The sequence below is a fragment of the Streptococcus sp. 29896 genome (genome assembly GCF_032594915.1).
GTDB lineage: Bacteria > Bacillota > Bacilli > Lactobacillales > Streptococcaceae > Streptococcus > Streptococcus suivaginalis.
Genome location: NZ_CP118733.1, coordinates 1481340 through 1502847, shown reverse-complemented (window position 1 = coordinate 1502847; position 21508 = coordinate 1481340). Strand labels below are relative to the sequence as shown.

At 45.5% G+C, this 21508-nt stretch carries 13 protein-coding genes; 12 read left to right on the top strand and 1 reads right to left on the bottom strand.

The annotated features are described in order from the left end of the window. The first annotated feature begins 25 nt into the window (after window positions 1-25). From rplA to yghU, 3 genes are all read left to right on the top strand, one after another. Entirely contained in the window at window positions 26-715 is a 690-nt protein-coding gene (rplA, locus tag PXH68_RS06780) for a 50S ribosomal protein L1 (RefSeq protein ID WP_004194879.1), read from the top strand. A gap of 106 nt (window positions 716-821) precedes the next feature. After that, complete coding sequence (locus PXH68_RS06775) at window positions 822-1112, top strand: hypothetical protein (protein ID WP_158456588.1); 291 nt, start codon at window positions 822-824, stop codon at window positions 1110-1112. 8 nt (window positions 1113-1120) lie between these two features. Continuing rightward, a complete protein-coding gene (gene yghU / locus PXH68_RS06770; RefSeq protein ID WP_248027706.1) occupies window positions 1121-1912 on the top strand; it encodes a glutathione-dependent disulfide-bond oxidoreductase in 792 nt (263 codons plus the stop codon). Window positions 1913-2302: 390 nt separating this feature from the next. Here yghU and PXH68_RS06765 read toward each other — a convergent pair whose 3' ends face one another. Further along, window positions 2303-3247 (bottom strand): beta-1,6-N-acetylglucosaminyltransferase, encoded by a 945-nt coding sequence (locus PXH68_RS06765; protein ID WP_248027704.1) that lies wholly within the window; start codon window positions 3245-3247, stop codon window positions 2303-2305. Between the two features lie 193 nt (window positions 3248-3440). Here PXH68_RS06765 and pyrH point away from each other — a divergent pair, with 193 nt between their 5' ends. From pyrH to PXH68_RS06720, 9 genes are all read left to right on the top strand, one after another. Then, window positions 3441-4172 (top strand): UMP kinase, encoded by a 732-nt coding sequence (pyrH, locus tag PXH68_RS06760; RefSeq protein ID WP_158456582.1) that lies wholly within the window; start codon window positions 3441-3443, stop codon window positions 4170-4172. 32 nt (window positions 4173-4204) lie between these two features. After that, window positions 4205-4762 carry a ribosome recycling factor gene (frr, locus tag PXH68_RS06755; RefSeq protein WP_158456580.1) on the top strand — a complete coding sequence of 186 codons (558 nt, stop codon included), beginning with the start codon at window positions 4205-4207 and terminating at the stop codon, window positions 4760-4762. A gap of 65 nt (window positions 4763-4827) precedes the next feature. After that, entirely contained in the window at window positions 4828-5682 is an 855-nt protein-coding gene (locus PXH68_RS06750; RefSeq protein WP_158456578.1) for a CvfB family protein, read from the top strand. Between the two features lie 9 nt (window positions 5683-5691). Continuing rightward, entirely contained in the window at window positions 5692-6612 is a 921-nt protein-coding gene (locus PXH68_RS06745; protein WP_248027702.1) for a 2-dehydropantoate 2-reductase, read from the top strand. Between the two features lie 18 nt (window positions 6613-6630). Beyond that, a complete protein-coding gene (locus PXH68_RS06740) occupies window positions 6631-8001 on the top strand; it encodes a DUF1958 domain-containing protein (RefSeq protein ID WP_248027700.1) in 1371 nt (456 codons plus the stop codon). Between the two features lie 2 nt (window positions 8002-8003). Continuing rightward, window positions 8004-8459, top strand: a complete 456-nt coding sequence (locus PXH68_RS06735) for a DUF1801 domain-containing protein (RefSeq protein WP_248027698.1) — start codon at window positions 8004-8006, stop codon at window positions 8457-8459. Window positions 8460-8464: 5 nt separating this feature from the next. Continuing rightward, window positions 8465-8680, top strand: a complete 216-nt coding sequence (locus PXH68_RS06730; RefSeq protein WP_158456570.1) for a YozE family protein — start codon at window positions 8465-8467, stop codon at window positions 8678-8680. Between the two features lie 156 nt (window positions 8681-8836). Then, window positions 8837-20338 carry a ZmpA/ZmpB/ZmpC family metallo-endopeptidase gene (locus PXH68_RS06725; RefSeq protein WP_316715527.1) on the top strand — a complete coding sequence of 3834 codons (11502 nt, stop codon included), beginning with the start codon at window positions 8837-8839 and terminating at the stop codon, window positions 20336-20338. Between the two features lie 134 nt (window positions 20339-20472). Next, complete coding sequence (locus PXH68_RS06720) at window positions 20473-21507, top strand: PhoH family protein (protein ID WP_248027694.1); 1035 nt, start codon at window positions 20473-20475, stop codon at window positions 21505-21507. Window position 21508 lies beyond the last annotated feature (1 nt).

Genomic DNA, 21508 nt, shown 5'->3' with positions numbered 1-21508 from the left:
ATCTGATTACAAGGAGACATATAACATGGCTAAAAAAAGCAAAAACTTGCGTGCTGCTCTTGAAAAAATCGACAGCACAAAACTTTACAGCGTAGAAGAAGCTGTTGCTCTTGCAAAAGAAACAAACTTCGCTAAATTTGATGCGTCAGTTGAAGTTGCTTACAACTTGAACATCGACGTACGTAAAGCTGATCAACAAATCCGTGGTGCAATGGTATTGCCAAACGGTACTGGTAAAACTTCACGCGTTCTTGTTTTCGCACGTGGTGCTAAAGCAGAAGAAGCAAAAGCTGCTGGTGCAGACTTTGTTGGTGAAGACGACCTCGTTGCTAAAATCAACGGTGGTTGGTTGGACTTCGACGTTGTTATCGCAACTCCAGATATGATGGCTGTTGTTGGACGTCTTGGTCGTGTACTTGGTCCACGTAACTTGATGCCAAACCCTAAAACTGGTACAGTAACAATGGATGTTGCTAAAGCAGTTGAAGAGTCTAAAGGTGGTAAAATCACTTACCGTGCTGACAAAGCAGGTATCGTACAAGCTCTTATCGGTAAAGTATCATTTGACGCTGACAAACTCGTTGAAAACTTCAAAGCTTTCCACGATGTAATGGCTAAAGCTAAACCAGCTACAGCTAAAGGTACTTACATGACTTCAGTATCAATCACAACAACACAAGGTGTTGGTATCAAAGTTGATCCTAACTCACTTTAATCAATAGAAAGATTGTCTTAGGGCAATCTTTTTTTGCTAGGTGGCTTCTTGACAAAAGAGTCGGTTCTCACTATACTAAAAGAAATTTAGAAAGAGGAAACCGAAGATGAAACCAGTTGAAAAAACGGAATTTTATGATTACCTAGCTGCCGTTTATAATTTGCCAACAGGCTCTATTTCAGAAGCCCTGCGAGAAAAAATGCTGGAAGTCGCAGGTCGGCTAGATAGGGAAGAAAATCTCTACATACTTGCTGGATATCTTAACCGCTTTGTCAATGCAGAGCTGACAGCTCTGACTTGCCGAGCGCCTAAGGAATTGGTGCAACTAGCCCATTACCTTCAAGAGGTTCAAAACCATTATCGCTATGCCAGTCTTTTTCCAGGAAAGGTAAAATAGGAGAAAACATGACAGAATATACAAAACCACTCGTTTGGAAGTGGGAAGATGAAAATGATAACCGATCTGGCAACCGTCCAACAGCAGGTAGCCGTTTTGAACAAGCCTTACCCAAAGGAGACAAGCCCTTCCAAATTTATTCTTTAGGAACGCCGAATGGCATTAAGGTTGCTATTATGTTGGAGGAGTTGAAAGAGTTAGGTATTTCGGAAGCTGATTATGACCTCTTTCTCATCAATATCGGTCAAGGAGATCAATTTGGCTCTGATTTTGTAAGCATCAATCCAAACTCTAAGATTCCTGCGCTTGTAGATTATTCTGAAAAAGAACCCGTTCGTGTCTTTGAATCAGCCAATATTCTCCTATATTTAGCAGAAAAATTTGATGCATTGATGCCGAAAGCTTGGGCGGAGCGGACAGAGGTCCTTAATTGGCTCTTCTGGCAAACTGGCGCCGCTCCATTTGTTGGTGGAGGATTTGGACATTTCTTCCATTACGCTCCGACAGCGCAAGAATACCCGATTAATCGCTATACAATGGAGACCAAGCGTCAGCTGGATCTCTTGGATCAACTATTGGCGACAAGAGAATATGTAGCTGGAAATACCTATACCATCGCAGATATTGCTATTTGGTCTTGGTATGGTCGCTTGGCACAAGGAGCCTTGTATCCAGGTTCTGCAGAGTTTCTGGATGTCGCTTCCTACCGTCACCTGACAGCTTGGGTGGAAAAGATTGCTCAAAGACCAGCTGTCCAACAGGGCCTAACAGCCAGCTATCAGGCAATCGAAGAAGTCTAGCCATCTAAGATTATCCGTCAGAGCAAGACTTGAAAATAACAAAAAGAACAAAGGCTTACTGAAAGTTTTTAGGAACCAGAAGCTTTTTGTTATAAATTGAGACATAATAAAAATACTTTTATAAGGTCAGCCTTCTGCCATCAACAGGGAACCAACGGATAAAAGTATTTTTTAGTTGCATTATTGGAAAGTATAGTGTTTTATAACAGTATGTGAGCTGGTGAGAACATGTTAAGGAATAGATAAAAGTCTGAACTACAGAAATCTTATAAGATGAATAAAAAACAAGTAATATATTGTCTAATTAATGCAAATAATAAGGGCTCCTATTTTAGTTTATCAGAAATAGGAGTCTTCTTAGTATGTTGTTTTTTGAGAATATCCTGTTTTTTAGGCTTCCTTTACTTTTTCTTGAATAAAGTCTTTTAGACCAGGATATTTGTTTAGGTCGAATTTGCGAGTAAAGAAGTGTCCAAGTGCAATTCCTTGCTCGATTTGTGCCTTGTCATGGTCTGAATCTGTCCATTCGTACGGATGACCATCCCACCAGTTGACATATCGAAGATTACCTTGAAATTCATTAGGAATATCATTTACAGCTGGTTGGTGGTAGATAGTATCTAAGAGACCGGCTTTTTTGAGTGTCATCCCAAAGTAATATTCATCTGAGCAGAAAGTATGATGAAAATGTTTATTGATAAAATCTCTTTCAGAAAGAATTGCTGTCAGGACACTATGGTTGATTGATTTCCATTGTGAATAACCATCAAATCCCATTTCCTTACGTTTTCCATGCAAGCGATCGACACGAAGGATTGTTTGCAATTTGCTTTCAATAATTTGATAAGCACGTAAGATTTTTCGAGGAAAAGGGGATAGGTTTCGTGGCGTAATTTTTCTAAAAAAGTGATAATGTTCAACAACTCTATAAAGTTTAAGATCCTCTGCTTGTTTTTCATTGAAGCGTGTAACAAAGGTTTTATCTGCATGTTTCTGGAAAAAGTTGTGGATATAGTCTTGAGAACGAAGTGGTAGATCTGCTCCAGAAAGTAAATGATAGAAAGCGTACTCTTCATTGTCGCTTGCTGTTTGGTAAAGTAGGAGTTCGCACTCAACAAGGGAAAAATGCCCCCAATAAACAGCCATTCGCGGAGTAAAATAAATCTTAGAATTCTGAGCAGAATTTTTGATAAGTGTGATGGTTTCATCTGATAATGCAGAACGCTTATCGATATGAATATAAATATCATTTCGTGGGTCATCTAGGAGTGACACTTGAAACGCAAGTTGTTCGAATTTATCATAGGCAATTATAAGATAAGCGTGTTTTTTCATCGTTCGTCCTTTTCAGTTTCAATCGTAGTATTCTTCTTATTCTACATTAATTGTTTAAGTTTTACAAGTTTTGAAAAATGTAATCGACACCATACTTTGTGTAGTCACATTTTCTTTTTTATTGAAGAGATTTAGCTATATAAAATGAGAAATTTGTGGTAGAATAGTAGGGATAAAATAGAGGGGTGAGAAGATGAAACCAAAATATGAACGCATTTTGATCAAACTGTCTGGAGAGGCACTTGCTGGTGAACGTGGAGTCGGTATCGATATCAAGACAGTTCAGGAAATGGCAAGAGAAATCCAAGAAGTAGCGGATTCGGGTGTGCAAATCGCTTTGGTAATCGGTGGTGGTAACCTATGGCGCGGTGAGCCTGCTGCAGAAGCTGGTATGGATCGTGTGCAGGCAGACTACACAGGGATGCTTGGAACCGTCATGAACGCGCTCGTTATGGCAGATTCCCTCAAGCAGCTAGGTGTGGATACCCGTGTGCAAACTGCGATTGCTATGCAGTCTGTGGCTGAACCATACATCCGTGGACGTGCCCTTCGTCACCTTGAAAAAGGTCGTATTGTTATTTTCGGAGCAGGAATTGGTTCGCCTTATTTCTCAACGGATACAACAGCAGCCCTTCGTGCAGCCGAAATTGAAGCGGATGCCATTTTGATGGCTAAAAATGGTGTGGATGGTGTTTATAATGCTGATCCGAAGAAAGATGCCAATGCAGTTAAATTCAATGAATTGACCCACCGTGAAGTGATTAGCCGTGGCTTGAAAATCATGGATGCGACTGCTTCAACCTTGTCAATGGACAATGACATCGACTTGGTGGTGTTCAATATGAATGAACCTGGTAATATCAAACGAGTTGTATTTGGTGAACAAATTGGTACAACTGTCTCAAACTCATCTGTCGAAAACTAAACTACAAAAAAATTTATAAAGAAGGAAGTATTATGTCAAAAGAAATTATTGCGAAAGCGCAAGAACGTATGAACCAGTCTCATCAAAGTTTGGCGCGTGAGTTCAGCCACATCCGTGCAGGTCGTGCCAATGCTAGTTTGTTGGACCGTATCTCGGTAGAATACTACGGGGCACCAACTCCCTTGAACCAATTGGCGGGGATTACTGTTCCTGAAGCGCGTGTTCTCTTGATTACACCATTTGATAAGTCAATCTTGAAAGATATCGAGCGTGCCTTGAATGCTTCAGATCTTGGTTTGACACCACAGTCTGATGGTACGGTGATCCGCTTGGTTATCCCTGCATTGACAGAGGAAACACGTAAGAACTTGGCAAAAGATGTGAAAAAAGTTGGTGAAAACGCTAAGGTTGCTATCCGTAATATCCGTCGTGATGCTATGGATGAAGCGAAAAAAGCTGAAAAAGCCAAGGAAATCACTGAAGATGATTTGAAGACGCTTGAAAAAGATATTCAAAAAGTGACGGATGATGCCATCAAGACAATTGATAAAATGACTGCTGACAAGGAAAAAGAATTGTTAGAAGTGTAATACGCATGGAGGGGGGCGCAGATTCTGTCCTCCCTTTTTCGCCATATTATAGAAAGAAGAGTGACATGACCAGTTTACTTGCAACTGTCGTGACCGGCATGGTTATCGACGAAAATGACCAATTTTATTTTGTTCAAAAAGAAGGACAAACCCTGGCCCTAGCCAAGGAAGAAGGCCCTCATCAAATCGGGGAATCCGTCAAGGGATTTGTCTATCCAGACATGAAACAACGTCTGCGGATGACCACCAAGGAAGTCAGCGCTAGTTTGACCAGCTTTGGTTGGGGTAGGGTAACGGAAGTTCGAAAGGACCTGGGTGTTTTCTTGGATACGGGTCTGCCGGATAAGGAAGTGGTGGTGTCTTTAGATATCCTGCCTGAAATCAAGGAATTGTGGCCTAAAAAAGGGGATCAACTTTATGTTCGCTATCAGGTGGATAAAAAAGACAGACTGTGGGCTTTACCAGCTTTTCAAGAGGATTTTCAAAAGATGGCTGGCCCTGCTTATGACAATATGCAGAACCAAACCCTACGTGCCATTGTTTACCGTTTGAAGATGACGGGGACCTTTGTCTATCTGCCAGATAACAATATGTTGGGCTTTATTCATCCCAATGAACGCTACTCTGAACCGCGTTTGGGTCAGGAATTGGAAGTGCGGGTGATTGGCTATCGAGCGGTCGATCGGACGCTGAACTTATCCTTGAAACCACGCTCATTTGAGATGTTAGAAAATGATGCCCAGATGATTTTGACCTATCTGGAGAGCAATGGAGGCTTTATGACCTTGAACGACAAGTCTTCTCCGGAAGATATCAAAGCTACCTTTGGGATTTCCAAGGGGCAATTTAAGAAAGCTCTCGGTGGGTTGATGAAGGCTGGAAAAATCAAGCAAGATGCATTTGGAACGGAGACTATATAAGGAGGGACTATGTTAGTTTATATTGCTGGTGCGGGTGCTATGGGCTGTCGCTTTGGTTACCAATTGTCCAAAACGGAGAATGAAGTAATCCTGTTGGATAATTGGTCAGCTCATATCGAGGCGATTCGACAGGATGGCTTATTGATTACTGGTGATGTAGAAGATCGGGTACAGCTACCGATTATGCTGCCGACTGAGGCGACACGACAGGCAGATTTGATTATTCTTTTGACAAAGGCGGATCAGTTGCCGAAAATGCTACAGGATATCAAGCCAATCATTGGCAAGGAAACCAAGGTTCTCAGTCTCTTGAATGGTTTGGGGCATGCGACAACAATGCGCCGTTTTGTGCCGGAAGAAAATATCATGGTGGGTGTGACTATTTGGTTGGCTGGTTTGAAAGGGCCAGGGCATGCCCATCTAGAGGGAACTGGTTCTATCTCCTTGCAAGATCTAACTGGCCAGGTGGCAGCAGTGGCTCCGATCGTGGAAATGTTTAATCAGGCAGGTCTCAAGGCGCAGTATGATGAGAATGTGATTCAGGCGATTTGGCAGAAGGCATGTGTCAATGGGACCATGAATCCTACCTGTACGATTTTGGATTGTACGATTGGTGAACTGTTTGGAACGGAATCTGGCTTGAATCTGGTGCAAGGTATCTTTAAAGAATTTATCGCTGTTGCCAAGGCAGAAGTTGGCAACATTGATGAAGAAGGTATTTGGAAGTACATAATGGATGCGTCTAAAAAAGCAGCAAGTCACTATCCTTCGATGCACCAGGATTTGGTGCAACATGGTCGCAAAACGGAAATTGATTTCTTGAATGGAGCAGTCGTCTTTAAAGGCAAAAGGGTGGGCATTCCAACTCCTTATTGTCAAATGGTGACGGATATGATCCATACCAAAGAAAGCATCTTAGGCTTGCGTTAGGATGGAGGGAGATTGAAAATGAAAAAGTTCATTCTTTTGTCTTGTGTTTTTTTGTTATCAATTTTCTCTCCATCTGTCAGGGCCGATGAACTGCTGGATTTGACAAGGGCGGAAGGCTACGAAGTGAGCGATATCAACCGTCCTAAGTCAAGCATTGTCATTGATGCCCATACAGGAACCATTGTCTGGCAGGATAATGTGGATGAGGTCCGCGATCCAGCCAGCATGAGTAAGGTCTTGACCTTATACATGACCTATCAGGCAATTGAAGCTGGGACCATTTCTGAGGATACCCTGGTTCGAGCAACAGAAAGTGACCAGGCGATTGCGGGCATCTATGCCATTTCAAACAATGCGATTGTTGCAGGTGTCGACTATACTGTCTCAGAATTGATTACCATGACGGCAGTTCCTTCTTCAAACGTTGCGACGATTATGTTGGCGAATCTCTTGTCTAACAATGACCCAGATGCGTTTATGGACCAGATGAACGCCGTCTCGCAGGAACTGGGCATGACTAATTCTTATTGGTTTAACCCGAGTGGGGCAGCGGCTTCTTCTTTTGAGGGTTACTACAATCCGACTCGTTATGACCTTTATAGTGCTAACCAAACAACAGCGCGTGATATGGCTATTTTGACCTATCATTTTTTGAAAGATTATCCTGAGATTTTGGAACACACCAAGCACCCTGTGGTAACTGTTAAGGCTGGGACTCCTTATGAGGAAACGTTCGAGACCTATAATTACTCCCTACCAGGTGCTCTGTATGGGATCGAGGGAGTCGATGGGTTAAAAACAGGCTCTAGTCCACGAGGTGCTTTTAACTATATTGCTACGGTTAATCGGAATGGGCAACGGTTTATTACGGTAATTATGGGGGTTGGTAGTTGGGAAGATCAGAATGGCGAATATTACCGCCACCCATTTGGCAATGCCTTGATGGAAAAGGCTTACGCTGAATTTGATTACCAGAAAGTTTTGGCAGCTGGACAGCAGGAAGTGGATGGCCAAGTTGTTAATCTGGAAGCGGATTTGTATGCAACGGTTCCAAAAGGTAGCAGTCCAAACCTGTCTATTGCTGATGGGCGGGTAGTCCTTGATACTGGTTTGGAGCAGGTCAGCCCAATGATTGCAGCGGGTCAGGCTGTGGAAGTGGTGAGTAACTCTGCTTCGTCAGGAACGAGCAGCCAGACAGAGACTCAAGCCACTCTTGCTAGTGGCATGCTTGATCAAGTGAAGCAGTGGTTGGCTTACTGGCCATGGTTGCTCATTTTGATTTTCCTCATTTTGATGGGAATGCTTCACCATGTGTTGAATAGAAATCGAAGAAAACGGAAGCAGAGCCAAGAATCTGGACAGCGGTCTCGTAGAAATAGAAGAAGGTAACGATGTTATATGATGTTGAAAGTGTAGAGGCTTATTTTGAGGCTCTGCCAGAAAATCGCAGACAGGCAGTGGAGCATTTGCATCAGGTGATTTTGGACCACCTGCCTGCGGGATTTGAGGTAGGTGTTTTAGGGGGCATGATAAACTACTATGTCCCTCTATCTGCCTATCCAGCTGGTTATCATTGTACGCCAGGGGAACCTTTGCCATTTGTCGCTTTGGCTTCCCAAAAGACCCATATCGCCCTTTACCATATGGGGATTTATATGGATAAGGACCTCAATGACTGGTTTGTATCAGCCTATCAAGAGCTAGTGCCGACCAAGTTAGACATGGGGAAATCCTGCATCCGCATGAAAAATCCCAAAAATATTCCCTTTGAATTGATTGGGGATTTGATCAGTCGGATGAGCATGGAACGTTATATCTCCCTTTATGAAGAAAATCATAGAAAGTAAGCATTGTGAGAAAAAGTTTTTATACTTGGTTAATGGCCCAGCGTAATCCTAAGAGTGATGCGCCTGTGGCAATTTTGGCAGATTTTGCCTTTGAAGAATCGGATTTTCCCAAACAATCGGATGACTTTGATGTGGTCAGTCGTTTTTTGGAAGAATCGGCTAGCTTTAGTTTTTCCATGAGTGATTTTGATCGGATTTGGGAAGACTATTTGGAACATTGAGGGTGTGGAGTTCTCCACACCTTTTTTCTGTCCTTTTTACAGATAAATGTAAAAAATAAACTACCTATAATAAATGGAATAATATACTGAATTTTGCTATACTGGAAATGATGAATAAAAACTTAGCACATAGAAAAAAGGAGGTATTGCAAAGAGATGAAGGAATACCGACACTCGATATTTTCCATACGAAAATTGTCCATCGGTGTAGTTTCGCTCTGTATTGGTACAGGTTTGTTCTTATCCAGTTTGACAGGGTTACAGGTAGAAGCTAGCGAGCGGATCGCGACATCCAATCAGGAGATCCATTTTCACTATCTCTTAGAAGAGGAATTGAGTTCTGAGGAAAAGAGCAGGATTGTGCAGCAATTGCCAGAGGACTTGCGCCAAGAAGCGACTTATTTTTTAGTATACCGGCCACAGTCTCCTAAGGTCTTGCCAGCGACGGGAGAGTTTGTTTACCATGCAGCGGCTTGGTTGGCAGCTGGATTTATAGTTCTTGCTATCCAGACCATGGGCTCAAAAAAAGCCCGAGTAGTTAGTTTGCTCTACGTCACCTTGGCTGGAGCTGCCTTGCCGCTATTACAAGTGGAAGCACTCCAGAGCCATGCCCTTGCTCACTATAATCAAACGGTGAAGGTCAAGGCAGGGGATTTGCTGCCAGATGGGAAGTTAGAACTGGCTTCCTATGATTTTGTTGGCTATATCATAGAAGATGGGAAAGTAGGTCAAACCGTTTCGACGGAAAAGATAGTAGAACAGCCATCTAAACAGAGTGACCTTGTTGATCCTTCACCTGCCAACCAGACTGTCTCACCAGAAAAAGAACTATCGTCTGAACAAGTGCAGGCTGAAGAAGGACCGGGTTTGCAGCCATTTATCAACTATCGCGAAGAAAAGATTCCGCTAGAAATCGAGCGAATTGAAGTAGAGGATCCGGATTTAGCGCTTGGCGAGGTGCGCTTGGAGGCTGGTCATGCTGGCTATCGGATTCTCCGCTATGAGGAAAGCTGGTTGGGAGATCGATTGCAGTCTAGTCGCCTTTTGGAGACCAAGGAGGTAGCTGGAAAACCGGAAATCCTCTATCGAGGGACAAAAACCACTGCTGTGCAAGAAGAGGTGACCCAGGTTCCAAGTCATAGCCCTCAAACTGCTCCGCCAGTCCGCATGGATTTCCAATTGAAGGAGCGAGTGGACCGACAGGTCTTGCCCATTTCAGAGGAGCGGATTGAAACAGATCGCTTGGCTCAGGGTGAGACTGAGGTGGAAGAGGGCAGAGAAGGGCTTCTAGAAATTACCTATCAGGATGTGATAGTAGCGGGTCAAGTTATTGCTAGCAACGAACTTCATCGTCAGGAAACTGCCCCAATTAGCCGTAAGGTCTATGTGGGAACACGCGAAACAGAAGGAGTACCTGAACAACCATCAGAGACACTTATTCCAAGCCATAGCCCTCAAACTACTCCGCCAGTCCGCCTGGATTTCCAATTGAAGGAGCGAGTGGACCGTCAGGTCTTGTCCATTCCAGAGGAGCGGATTGAAACAGATCGCTTGGCTCAGGGTGAGACTGAGGTGGAAGAGGGCAGAGAAGGGCTTTTAGAAATTACCTATCAGGATGTGATAGTAGCAGGTCAAGTTATTGCTAGCAACGAACTTCATCGTCAGGAAGCTGCTCCAATCAGTCGTAAGGTCTATGTTGGGACGCGAGTGGATTCCAAGGAAGTTCCTCCACTTACGCACAGCCAAGCCACTGCGACCTTGGTCAGTGAAGAAGTTTCCATTCCTTTTGAAAGAAGTGAGGCTGAGGATCCTGAAATGGCGCAAGGTACCAGTCGCGTGGAGCCTGGTCAGGATGGACTAGCCCTAGTTACCTATGCCGAACTGGATGGAGTCCGGACACTCTTAACCAGTGAGGAAATCCACCCCTCCCGCTCTCAAGTGACCTATCATGGCAGCCGCGTGGATTCCAAGGAAGTTCCTCCACTTACGCACAGCCAAGCCACTGCGACCTTGGTCAGTGAAGAAGTTTCCATTCCTTTTGAAAGAAGTGAGGCTGAGGATCCTGAAATGGCGCAAGGTACCGGTCGCGTGGAGCCTGGTCAGGATGGACTAGCCCTAGTTACCTATGCCGAACTGGATGGAGTCCGGACACTCTTAACCAGTGAGGAAATCCACCCCTCCCGCTCTCAAGTGACCTATCATGGCAGCCGCGTGGATTCCAAGGAAGTTCCTCCACTTACGCACAGCCAAGCCACTGCGACCTTGGTCAGTGAAGAAGTTTCCATTCCTTTTGAAAGAAGTGAGGCCGAGGATCCTGAAATGGCGCAAGGTACTAGTCGAGTGGAGCCCGGTCAGGATGGACTAGCCCTAGTTACCTATGCCGAACTGGATGGAGTCCGGACTCTCTTAACCAGTGAGGAAATCCATCCCTCCCGCTCTCAAGTGACCTATCATGGCAGCCGCGTGGAGGATGTTGTCCTTGAAGAGGAGCTTCCACTTGTAGAACGCATCATTGAGATTGCTGATCAATACACAGACTATATCAGAATCGAGCAGGCGGGTTATCCAGGACGGAGAAGGACAGTTTCTCGTAATGGTCAAGTTATCAGTGAAGAAACTCAAGCTGGTCAGGAAAGAATTATCCACAAGGGAATCAAGCCGATTGAGGGCAGTTTGATTGAAGAAGAACCGCGTTCCATTGCTTTTAGAACTATTTACCAGGCAGATCCAGCATTAGACTTTGGACGTAGAGAAGAATTTGATGGACAATCGGGTCAAGAGGTTATTGCCATCACCTATCGGACCATCAAAGGACAAAAAACAGAGGAATTGGGAAGAGAACGGGTTGAGTTCATTCCGCCTGTGGATAAGGTTGTCCGAGTGGGGACCAAGCCTACCGAGGAGATCATCCGAGAATCTCTACCTACACGATATGAAGCAGACGAGACAGCTCCAGTTGGTCAAGAAAGCCCAGTATCAAGCGGTATGGAGAAAGTAATCGTTTATCAGACTACCTATACCGTTGATGAAGAGACTGGAATTGTGACCAGTCATCGAGGTCAGGGCCAAATCCGTGAAACAGGTGAAGCTCCCCTGATTCGAAAAGGAACGAAGCCGGCTCTTGTAACTCAGCGTGAACCTCTGCCTCTGATTTATCAGGCAGATACCAACCTTCCAATCACAAGTGTTCCTATCCGTCAAGAAGGTCGAGACAAGGTGACAACCATCACCACCACCTATACCCTCAATCCAACTACGGGAGAAGTCACGGCAAATGCACCAGTTAGTGCGGTGACAGACGAGGGTGAGGCAACTATCGTCCGAGTTGGTGCCCAGCCGACTGTCCAAGAGGAAAGCCAAACGCTTCCAACTATTTACAGGGCAAGAGAAGACAAGGAGCCACCTTATCGAGAAGAGGTCGTTCAAGGCCAAGCCCGTCGTATCCGCTACCAAACAAACTATGTGGTCGACCCGCAAACAGGTAACCGCACAGCCCAGGAAGAAATTCCAACTGTTTTGGATCAAGGCAGAGCGGCAGAGGTTGAAGTCGGTACAAAAGCGACTCTTGTAAGGGAAACCATTCTGCACCGTGTTATCCGTCAAGACGATATGGACCTACCAATCGGAGAAGAAATAGAAGGACCAGTTGGGCAGGATGGAAGTATTACACGAATAACTTCCTATCGCTTAGATGAAAGGACAGGGCAGTTAGAAAGTCTTCCAGTTCAAGTCGAAGAAATTCCAGCTATCGACCAGGTGATTCGAGTGGGTAGAAAAGTGGTGGAGATACCACCGAAACCGCTGGAAAAACCAAGTGTAGTTCTAGGTACGGTCACTTATCCAGCAGGGCTGGTTGTGAATGAAACTATTCTAGGAGTGGATGTGTACTACCGCGTGACCGATCCAGATAAGACCCTGGAGGCTGTTCAATTGGCCATCTACAATGGAGAACAACTGGTCAAATCTATTGAACAAACCACTGAGTTTGCGGTTGAAAATCAATTGCAACTGAGAGATTTACAAGCCTATATGGCTTACCAGGCCCGCCTTTCCTTCCGCTATCGGACCCAAGAGGGTCAAGCAGAAGAACTGGTTACAACGGTACCATTTGACATCAGTCCGAAGTCCATCGAATTCAACCGAGTCAGTCAGAGAGAGCTCTTTGTTCGCACGCCAGACGGCCGCTTCCAGCAAGTGACAGGGCTTCAAGAAGTCCCTAGTGACCTATCCAACTACTTTGTTCGGTATAAAAGTGCAGATGCCAAGGAATTTCTTTGGGCAGTGCATTCCATCGTAGCTAATGGCGATCAATTTGACGTAGCGGTTCAGTTGCCGAAATTAGTTCAGGCCAGAAATCAAGTAGATGCAAATGTATTGGAGAACTTGGACCAATTCCAGCTTCCAAAGATTAGCCTAGCACAGGATAGTTATGCAGACTTCCAGCAATTGATACAGGCCATGAAGGCCCGGCCAGAGGGGACCTTCAAGCTAGCAGCTGACTTGGTTGCCAGCCCAACAACTGATTCAGCCTATGTGGAAAACTTCCGTGGACGTTTAGAAGGATTGGACGGTCAGGTCTATCGGATTCTCAACCTCCAAAAACCGCTCTTTCAGACCATGACAGGTGCCCAAGTGGAACATATCCTGCTTGAAAATGTTGCCCTGCAGGGCGGAGATTCACAGGCTGCTGCCCTTGCTGTCACCGCAAACAATAGCCGTGTGCAAGATGTCCATGTGACAGGGCAAGTTCAGTCATATGTTGGAGCAGCAGGTCTTGTCTATGAGGCAAACAATAGCCAGTTTGACTCAGTCTCCTTTAAGGGAGAACTAGTGCTGAATGAACATCGAACGGGAAATCAGATTACTTCTGGTGGTTTGATTGGTAAATTGATGTCAGGTAGTGCCTTGCGCAAGGCTTACGTCCATCTGACCTCGACCTTCGCCCCACGACTGTCTATGCAAGATCGACTGGGAGCAGTTGTAGGCTATGCTCTGTTTTCCACTATTGATTCCGTCTTTGTTGAAGGGGAAGTGACCAATAGGGAGCAGACAGGAACGGTAGCTGGACTGGTTGCAGGTGGTTATTCACCAATTATTACAAGAGCAGCTTCAGCTTTGACCTTGCCAGAAACAGGTCTTCTAGTTGGTACGAGAACTCCATTGCCATTAACGGTTCAAGTACAGGAAAATCGATCAACAAGTCGCGTGGATAATGGTCATCAGGTAGAGGAAAGAACTGCGGAAGAACTCAAACAGCTACTTTCAAGCTGGGGCTTGGATGGGGTGATGCAGCCTATTCAGGCCACTAATAATAACCAGGCTCAGCCACAGTCGAGAGGAATCGACTACCATCTCTTGCGCAATGGTCGTATTGAGCGGAAGTTGGCCTATGAAAACATGTCCAAACTCCTGCCATTCTATGACCGCCATACCATCGTGCGGATGGGGAATCAGCTGGCAGATGATTCGGTCTTTGTGACCAAATCTATCCAGTCTATTCAAGCCTTGCGAGGCAAGGAAGTTGTAGTTGACTTTACGGAGAATGCCAACCAAGTCGATCGCTTGCTGGTTTACTTTACTGACCAGGCTGTTCAAGTCTTTGACCTGACTTATCAAGGGGCATATGACCAGACGGGCGTCTTGGAATATAGCTTCGGTCCAGACCTGCTCTTTACACCTTATCAATGGGTGAATGGGCAAAACAGAGCTAGCCTTGTAACAAATCTCCGCCAAGCCTTCCAGGACTTAGATATAGAGTCAGATGCCTATGCTCTGAAAACCAAGATGGCAGACTATCTGTCAGAACTGCGCTTCAAACATGGCAAGCAGGATTTGACCATCAGCATGAAACAGCTCTATCTGAAACGTACCCAGGAAGCTTTGAAGGCACAGTTAAATCAAGAAATAGGCTCTCTCCTAGCCAGTCAATGGGTGACAGATAGTGCTAGTCCAGTTATCAATGCCTATATGCAGCAGCAAGTAGAAGACAACAAGGAATCCATTTGGTTGGCCTTGACCTACCTGGCACGCTACTATGGTATCGATTTTGACAGCATAAACCTCCGCAATTTAGCAATCTATCAGCCACATTTCTACGGTCAATCCCTAACAACCTTGGATTGGTTAAAAGAAGTAGGAGGTCTGACCTATAAGGACCTGGCCCCATTTGCAGCAGCAAGCAATTTTAAGAAGACCATTGGACAACAGGTTCCAGGTACACAGAATCTGTTTGACTACTTGGAATTAAACCGCCGTCTCTTCTCACCAGACAAGACTGATGCAGACTGGTTTAAACAATCCAGCAAGGCCTTTATTCATGAAGAAGCAAGTGTTCGTCAGCCTGAGAAGTCCGTCCAGGTTTACGACCAGCTGAAAAATCATGCTGATTACCATCGCTATGTCTTGCCATTGCTCAATCTGCCTGAGGAAGACCAGCTTTACCTTGTTTCGCTGGCCAATGTCCTTGTTTTTGGTAGCTACGGTCGTTATGTGGATCATCAATTGCAGACCAGTCAGCCAGATGTCTATCGTTCAACAGTCAGGGACATCCAAGAAAACCGCATTCCGAAGCATGCCCGCATCTGGAATGCTTATATGGAATTTATCAAGTCCTTGGTATCTGACCAGGCTCGTCAAGCCATAGAGTCCAAGTTGGTAACCGTTCGAGAAGGTTACAACATCAAGGATCCAGCTGGTCAACCGCTGGTTGGGACAACTGATCGCCGCCGTTGGGCAGCGGAATTTGGGGATGACTACCGCATCATCGATGATTTCTTCGGACCGACAGAACTTTACTACGGCACCTTTAACAAGTCAGGGGCAGCAGACTTTGAGTTTAAGAAATACATCATCTATGGCAATGTTGACTTGTTGACACCGACTGGAAATTCAACCTTCACGCATGAAATGACCCACATTCTCGAAGACCAAATCCTGAATCTCGCAGGAAGACGGCAGGGTCAAGAGTCAGAATCCTATGCCCTTGGGCTCTTGCAGTCTATCGCTTCGGCAAATGCCTATTATTATGGCTTTAACCTGACAGAAGAACTGGCAGCAACAGCCAGCCATAACTCTAGTCCAAATCGTCTAACGAGCAAAGACGATTTGCAAGGTTATCTGAAAGGTTCTTTTGATACCACCTACTTCTTGGATGCCTTGGAGGCGGAAGAACTCTTAAAATTGCAGAAAGATCAGCAGAAAAAAGCCTTTAGAAAAATTGAACTCCAATTAGAAGCAGCCTACCAAAAAGATGGGCAGACCTATCAGGATGCCTTGGACAGGATTCGTGAGCTAACAGACAGCGAATGGCAGACCATGAACCTGACAACTGTCGAAGATTTGGTGACCAATAACCTTCAATTGGCCAATACCATTAACAATGTCGGCAGCTACTACCGAGACAATGATCGAAACTATTACTTTGTGCCGCTTTACTATCCAATCTATGCAGGTTTGCTCAATATCCAGGGAACAGTCGGTGGTCTCCAATTCCGTCGGACAGCTCTAGAACTTTTAGCAGAAAAAGGTTGGGACCAAGGTTTCTTGCCTTATGTGAGCAACCAGCTGGCTGAGGGGGCCCATGCAAATGGCAGAGCATTAACAGATAGCTATATTTGGCAAAAGATTATGCCTGATTACCAAGATTATGCTGACTTCAAAAAGGCACGATACCGAACCAGCCTAGAGCAGAAGAATAACATGAAAGCCATTCAAATCCTCTGGGATGGTAGACACCATGACCTACAAACTGGTCAGGATATTCAGGTATTGATGCAGGCGGCTATTCGAGAAGACCTGGCAAATCTAGGAACCAGCTTTAAGCGTCAGCAACTCAAGGAAGCCCTTTATAAGGCCTTTCATGAAGTGAGCCAAGAATTTAGGGAAAGTATATTCTTACTGCCGACTAATCAGCCAATTGTAAGGAATCTTGAACCGAGATTTGAACTCAAATCGATATCAGGTGCAGAATTACTCCATCTGGAAAATGGCAGTGCGACACCTGTGCTTGCGCTCAGCCAGAGACCAAGTGATCTACGCAACTATGTGGCAAAATTCACCTCAGACCAGCATCAGCCAGTCTATCTACCGGTTGCAGCGATTCAAGAGGTAGAAGAGGGAGGACAAAGCTACTTTAAAGTAATAGCCAGCTGGGAAGATGGTGGGCCGAGGGAGAGATCGACAGCTCAGTCTCAAACACCGACCTTCTTCGTAGCAAAATCCCTAACAAGTGCCAGTGGGCAGGCTATTTCCAGCTTCCAAGACCTTTTGAACCGCATTGGGCAAAATACCAGTGGTCGATTTGTCCTGACCCAAGATCTCTATGTTCAAGCGCAAGACCTTCCAACCGGAGAAGCCTACATTAGCCCGACTTTCTCGGGGCAATTAGACGGACAAGGCTTTGCCATTTATGGTTTACAGGCACCACTCTTTAAGGTAGTAACAGGACAAGTAACCAATTTACACTTGAAGGAAGTAAGGATCGACCAGCCAAAATCCAGCTCAGTTGGCAGTTTGGCCAAGGACATTCGAGGCGGTCAGATTGATCGAGTTCATGTGACTGGAAGTATTCGAGCAGGTGAAAAAATAGGTGGACTGGCAGCTGAGGTTTATGCTAATGCTCGCTTGTCATCTGTCAGCTTTACAGGCCAGCTAACCAGTGACTATACGGGCAGTCAAAATAATTTTGTTGGAGGAATTGCAGGCTGGTTGGGTAGTGGAAGCCAACTTCGACAAGCCCAGGTTTCTGCAGAAATCAATGCCTATTCGAGCAGTTTACGGGCAGGAGGTTTGGTTGGCCAGGCTGAAAATGCTGGGACCCGCATTCAAACAGCCTTTGCTCAAGGTGCCATTTATACTACCCAAGGAAGTGACAGCGAAGCAGGAGGCTTGATCGGATCCGTGCCTGAAAATGGACAGGTCATCCTAGAGGACGCCGTCACAGCTGTCGAGGTTTTCAATGGGAAACGGGCCTATGGATTTGCGACTGATTCAAGCTTGAAAGCAAATAGGATTGCTTATTTGGATCAAGTGGCAGCTGGCAAAGATCAGACAGGGTTAACTGCCTTAGCAGCAGATCAAGTCGCAGCTCGATTGCAGGAGCTAGGCTTGTCTGCTCAGGAAGATACCCAAGGGATCAGCCGACTGAATCGGAAACAAGTGGATTACCTAGCTCTTCCGGATGCCAGAAGAGAACGGCTTTTGGCCTATCACAATATCGCTAAACTCTTGCCTTTGATGGCGAGTGATATGGTGATTGCGCAAGCAAACCAGCTAGCTGACCAAGATGATCTGGTGAAAAAAACACTTGTAGCGGTCCTTCCAATGGTGGATAATCAATTTGTCTTTGACGCTGGACACCAAAAAGATGCCATCAATCGCTTGCTTCTCCACTTTGATGACCACAGTTTGACCTATCATGATCTGGAAAAAGTACAAGAGTTTTCTGATTTGGCGATTGTCGAATACCGCTTAGTGGACAAGGGCATTTCTTATGCCAGTCAATCGGTAGCCAATAAGGAGCAGCTGGATGAAATCCTTCAAGCAGTTCTTCCAGCACTACAAGCTGTTGAATGGAATTCTACCGAAATTCGCAAGGCGCTAGGATTGTCCTCCTGGGAGTCCAGTCAGACTCTGGCACAATTGCAGTTGAGCGAAGCCTTTGCCAGTGTCAAAACTAGCTTGGCACAAGATTTGCGGGACCTATTGGCTGTCAGCAGTTTGACCTACCAAAATAGCCCAGCCTACCAAAACTATCTGACAGATTATCTACTTAAGAACAAGGCGGAATTGGTCTTGGGCTTGGCTTACTTGCACAAGTGGTATGCCTTGCCATTTGGCCAGACATCCATTCGGGACTTGGTGATTAAGAAGGGAGATTTCTTCGGACGACCGGTAGATTCTCTCCAGCAGGTTATCGAAATCGGCAGCTTAGGACACGCTTTCTTGAAGCCAAAACAAAATGCCTTGGTTGCGAAAAAAGTTCTTGCTCAGTCACGGATGGGGGGAGATCTTTTCACCTTCTTGGATGCTTATCGCCAAACCTTCTTACCAGCTGTTTCTACCAATGATTGGTTTAAGCAGACGAGTAAGGCTCGGATTATTGAAACCTCTTCAACCATTGAGGAAGTACGTGCCAAACAAACCCAATCTCCGACAGGAGTTTTCCACAATACCTTCTTTGAAAAGATGGCAGATCCAAACTGGTCCTATAAGGAACTAGCTCTGATACTCCTGCATTTACCTCAAAAAGAACTCTTCGTCTTGACCGATATGACCAATACGGTAATTGGTACCTATGCGCGCTATCAAAATCCAGACCAGCTAGATGGGGAATTGGACAGTATTGCCAAGCGCTGGGCTGCCCATGCAGATTTCTGGTATAGCGTGTTGCCAACGGCCCACAAGGATAAGATGTTTAAACGGGTTCTGACCTGGGATAGTCGTTATTTTGGTGATAATTGGGCGGATTCTCGGGATAGTCATCTGTCAGTTGTGCGGAATTTCTACGCACCGATGGAGTTGGACTATACCGTTCAAACAGGTTCCAATGCCTACTCAGACTTGACAGATATCTATTTTATGGGAACGGATATTCGTGGCATGGAGGGAGCGAGAGTTTATTCGCATGAAATGGTCCATGTGGCAGACGATGATACCTACCTACTGGGGCATGGTCGGCGGGCTGGAATGGGCTTAGAATCCTTTGCTCAAGGCCTCTTCCAATCCAATACTTGGTTTACGCAAGACAATTTCAGTCTTAACACCATTATGGATTACGGCACTTATATAGGTCAGTCGCCAGGCAAACTCTTGACCAACAGTTCCCCAAGTCGCTTTACAAGTCCAGAAGACCTCCAGACCTACATGAAGCACTATATGGACCTGATTTATAGTATGGACTATCTGGAAGCAGAGGCCGTCCTGCAGTCACCAAATCAGCATGCTAAGGCAAACTGGTTCAACCGTATGACGACTTTTGCCAACAACCACACGCAAATCCAGCAAGTTTCATCCACTCTGACCAGTTTCAATGATCTCTTGGAACAAGGATTGGTATCGCGCCGTTCCTATGACCCCTGGTCAGGAACCAGTGCCAATGAATTCCACAATGCCTACTTAGATGTCAATGCCCTCAACCCGCTCTTTGCTGCAACAGGTAATGGCGGTACGAGTCGCAATGAATATGAGTTCCGTAAGATCGCCTTTGAGTTATTGGCTGAGAAGGGCTATGAGGCTGGCTTTGTACCTTATGTGTCCAATCAGCATGGTCAAGAGTTGACAGGTAGCTCAAGCGCACCAATGGCTGATAGTGCCTTACTAGCTCGGATTACAGGAAACCAGTATAGCAATATCCTTGATTTCAGAAAGGCCATGTTTGAACGGCGCAGACTGCGTTTGGATGATTTGCGTTCAGTCCGCATTCTTGGGCGACAAGAGGGAGGTTACTTCCATGGACCAAGTCAGACCGTTTCAAGCATCGGAGAACTACGCTCTCTGATGGCTGCGGCTGTGGCCTATGATGCAAGTCACGGCTATTACAGCTCACAAACACCAGGCTATTCGCCAGAAAAATCAGCTGTTTACAGCTTGAAAGCAGCCTTATTGAATGCCTTTTTACAAGAGACAGAGGAATTCCGTCAAGGAATTTACCGTAGTTAACTTCTAGCGACAGCAAGAAAGAAGGACAGGGCAGTCAGGTTGACTGCCTGTCCTTTTGGTTTTGCGAGGGTCATGTCCCCTCTTTGCTAAAAATTTGCTATAATAGAAAAAAAGCAGAGAAAAAGGAGCAGGCCTTGCTAGAACATTCGATTGATATTCATTTAAAACATCCAGATGATTTGTTTAGCCTTTTTGGGTCCAATGAGCGTCACTTACGGCTGATGGAGCAAGAATTGGGTGTGGTAATCCATGCACGGACAGAAGTTGTGCAAGTCATCGGTCAGGAAACTCAGGTGGAGCAAGCTCGCCTGGTTATTCAGTCCCTCTTAGTCTTGGTTAATCGAGGACTGGTCATCAATACGCCAGATGTGGTCACGGCTATTTCCATGGTCAAAAATGATGAGATTGAAAAATTCGTTGCCCTCTACGAAGAAGAGATCATCAAGGATAATTACGGCAAACCCATTCGCGTAAAGACCCTTGGACAAAAACTCTATGTGGACAGCGTAAAGCGTCATGATATCGTGTTTGGAATTGGCCCAGCTGGTACAGGTAAGACTTTCTTAGCGGTCACTCTCGCGGTGACTGCCCTCAAGCGTGGGCAGGTCAAGCGGATTGTCCTGACACGTCCTGCGGTAGAAGCAGGCGAAAGTTTAGGCTTTTTGCCAGGGGACCTAAAAGAAAAAGTAGACCCCTATTTGCGTCCTGTCTATGATGCCCTCTACCAGATTTTGGGCAAGGAGCAGACCACGCGCCTAATGGAGCGGGAAATTATCGAGATTGCACCCCTGGCCTATATGCGGGGGCGGACCTTGGAAGATGCCTTTGTTATCTTGGATGAGGCGCAAAATACCACCATTATGCAGATGAAGATGTTCCTGACCCGTCTGGGCTTTAATTCCAAGATGATTGTCAATGGGGACATTAGCCAGATTGACCTGCCGCGCAAGGTTAAGTCAGGCCTGATTGATGCGACGGAGAAGTTGAGCAACATTCCACAGATTGATTTCGTACATTTTTCAGCCAAGGACGTGGTTCGTCACCCAGTTGTTGCCCAAATTATCAATGCCTACGAGCAGGAGGCTCTGGCAGCTGATAGCCGAGCAAGTTTTGAGACGATTGGGGAGCTGAAGAAAGAGTTAGAGGAAAACCAGGACTCTCAAGGCTAGG

What these genes read in the sequence shown, in the direction of transcription:
- rplA (WP_004194879.1), top strand. Translation starts at nt 26, where the DNA reads ATGGCTAAAAAAAGCAAAAACTTGCGTGCTGCTCTTGAAAAAATCGAC.
- PXH68_RS06775 (WP_158456588.1), top strand. Translation starts at nt 822, where the DNA reads ATGAAACCAGTTGAAAAAACGGAATTTTATGATTACCTAGCTGCCGTT.
- yghU (WP_248027706.1), top strand. Translation starts at nt 1,121, where the DNA reads ATGACAGAATATACAAAACCACTCGTTTGGAAGTGGGAAGATGAAAAT.
- PXH68_RS06765 (WP_248027704.1), bottom strand. Translation starts at nt 3,247, where the DNA reads ATGAAAAAACACGCTTATCTTATAATTGCCTATGATAAATTCGAACAA.
- pyrH (WP_158456582.1), top strand. Translation starts at nt 3,441, where the DNA reads ATGAAACCAAAATATGAACGCATTTTGATCAAACTGTCTGGAGAGGCA.
- frr (WP_158456580.1), top strand. Translation starts at nt 4,205, where the DNA reads ATGTCAAAAGAAATTATTGCGAAAGCGCAAGAACGTATGAACCAGTCT.
- PXH68_RS06750 (WP_158456578.1), top strand. Translation starts at nt 4,828, where the DNA reads ATGACCAGTTTACTTGCAACTGTCGTGACCGGCATGGTTATCGACGAA.
- PXH68_RS06745 (WP_248027702.1), top strand. Translation starts at nt 5,692, where the DNA reads ATGTTAGTTTATATTGCTGGTGCGGGTGCTATGGGCTGTCGCTTTGGT.
- PXH68_RS06740 (WP_248027700.1), top strand. Translation starts at nt 6,631, where the DNA reads ATGAAAAAGTTCATTCTTTTGTCTTGTGTTTTTTTGTTATCAATTTTC.
- PXH68_RS06735 (WP_248027698.1), top strand. Translation starts at nt 8,004, where the DNA reads ATGTTATATGATGTTGAAAGTGTAGAGGCTTATTTTGAGGCTCTGCCA.
- PXH68_RS06725 (WP_316715527.1), top strand. Translation starts at nt 8,837, where the DNA reads ATGAAGGAATACCGACACTCGATATTTTCCATACGAAAATTGTCCATC.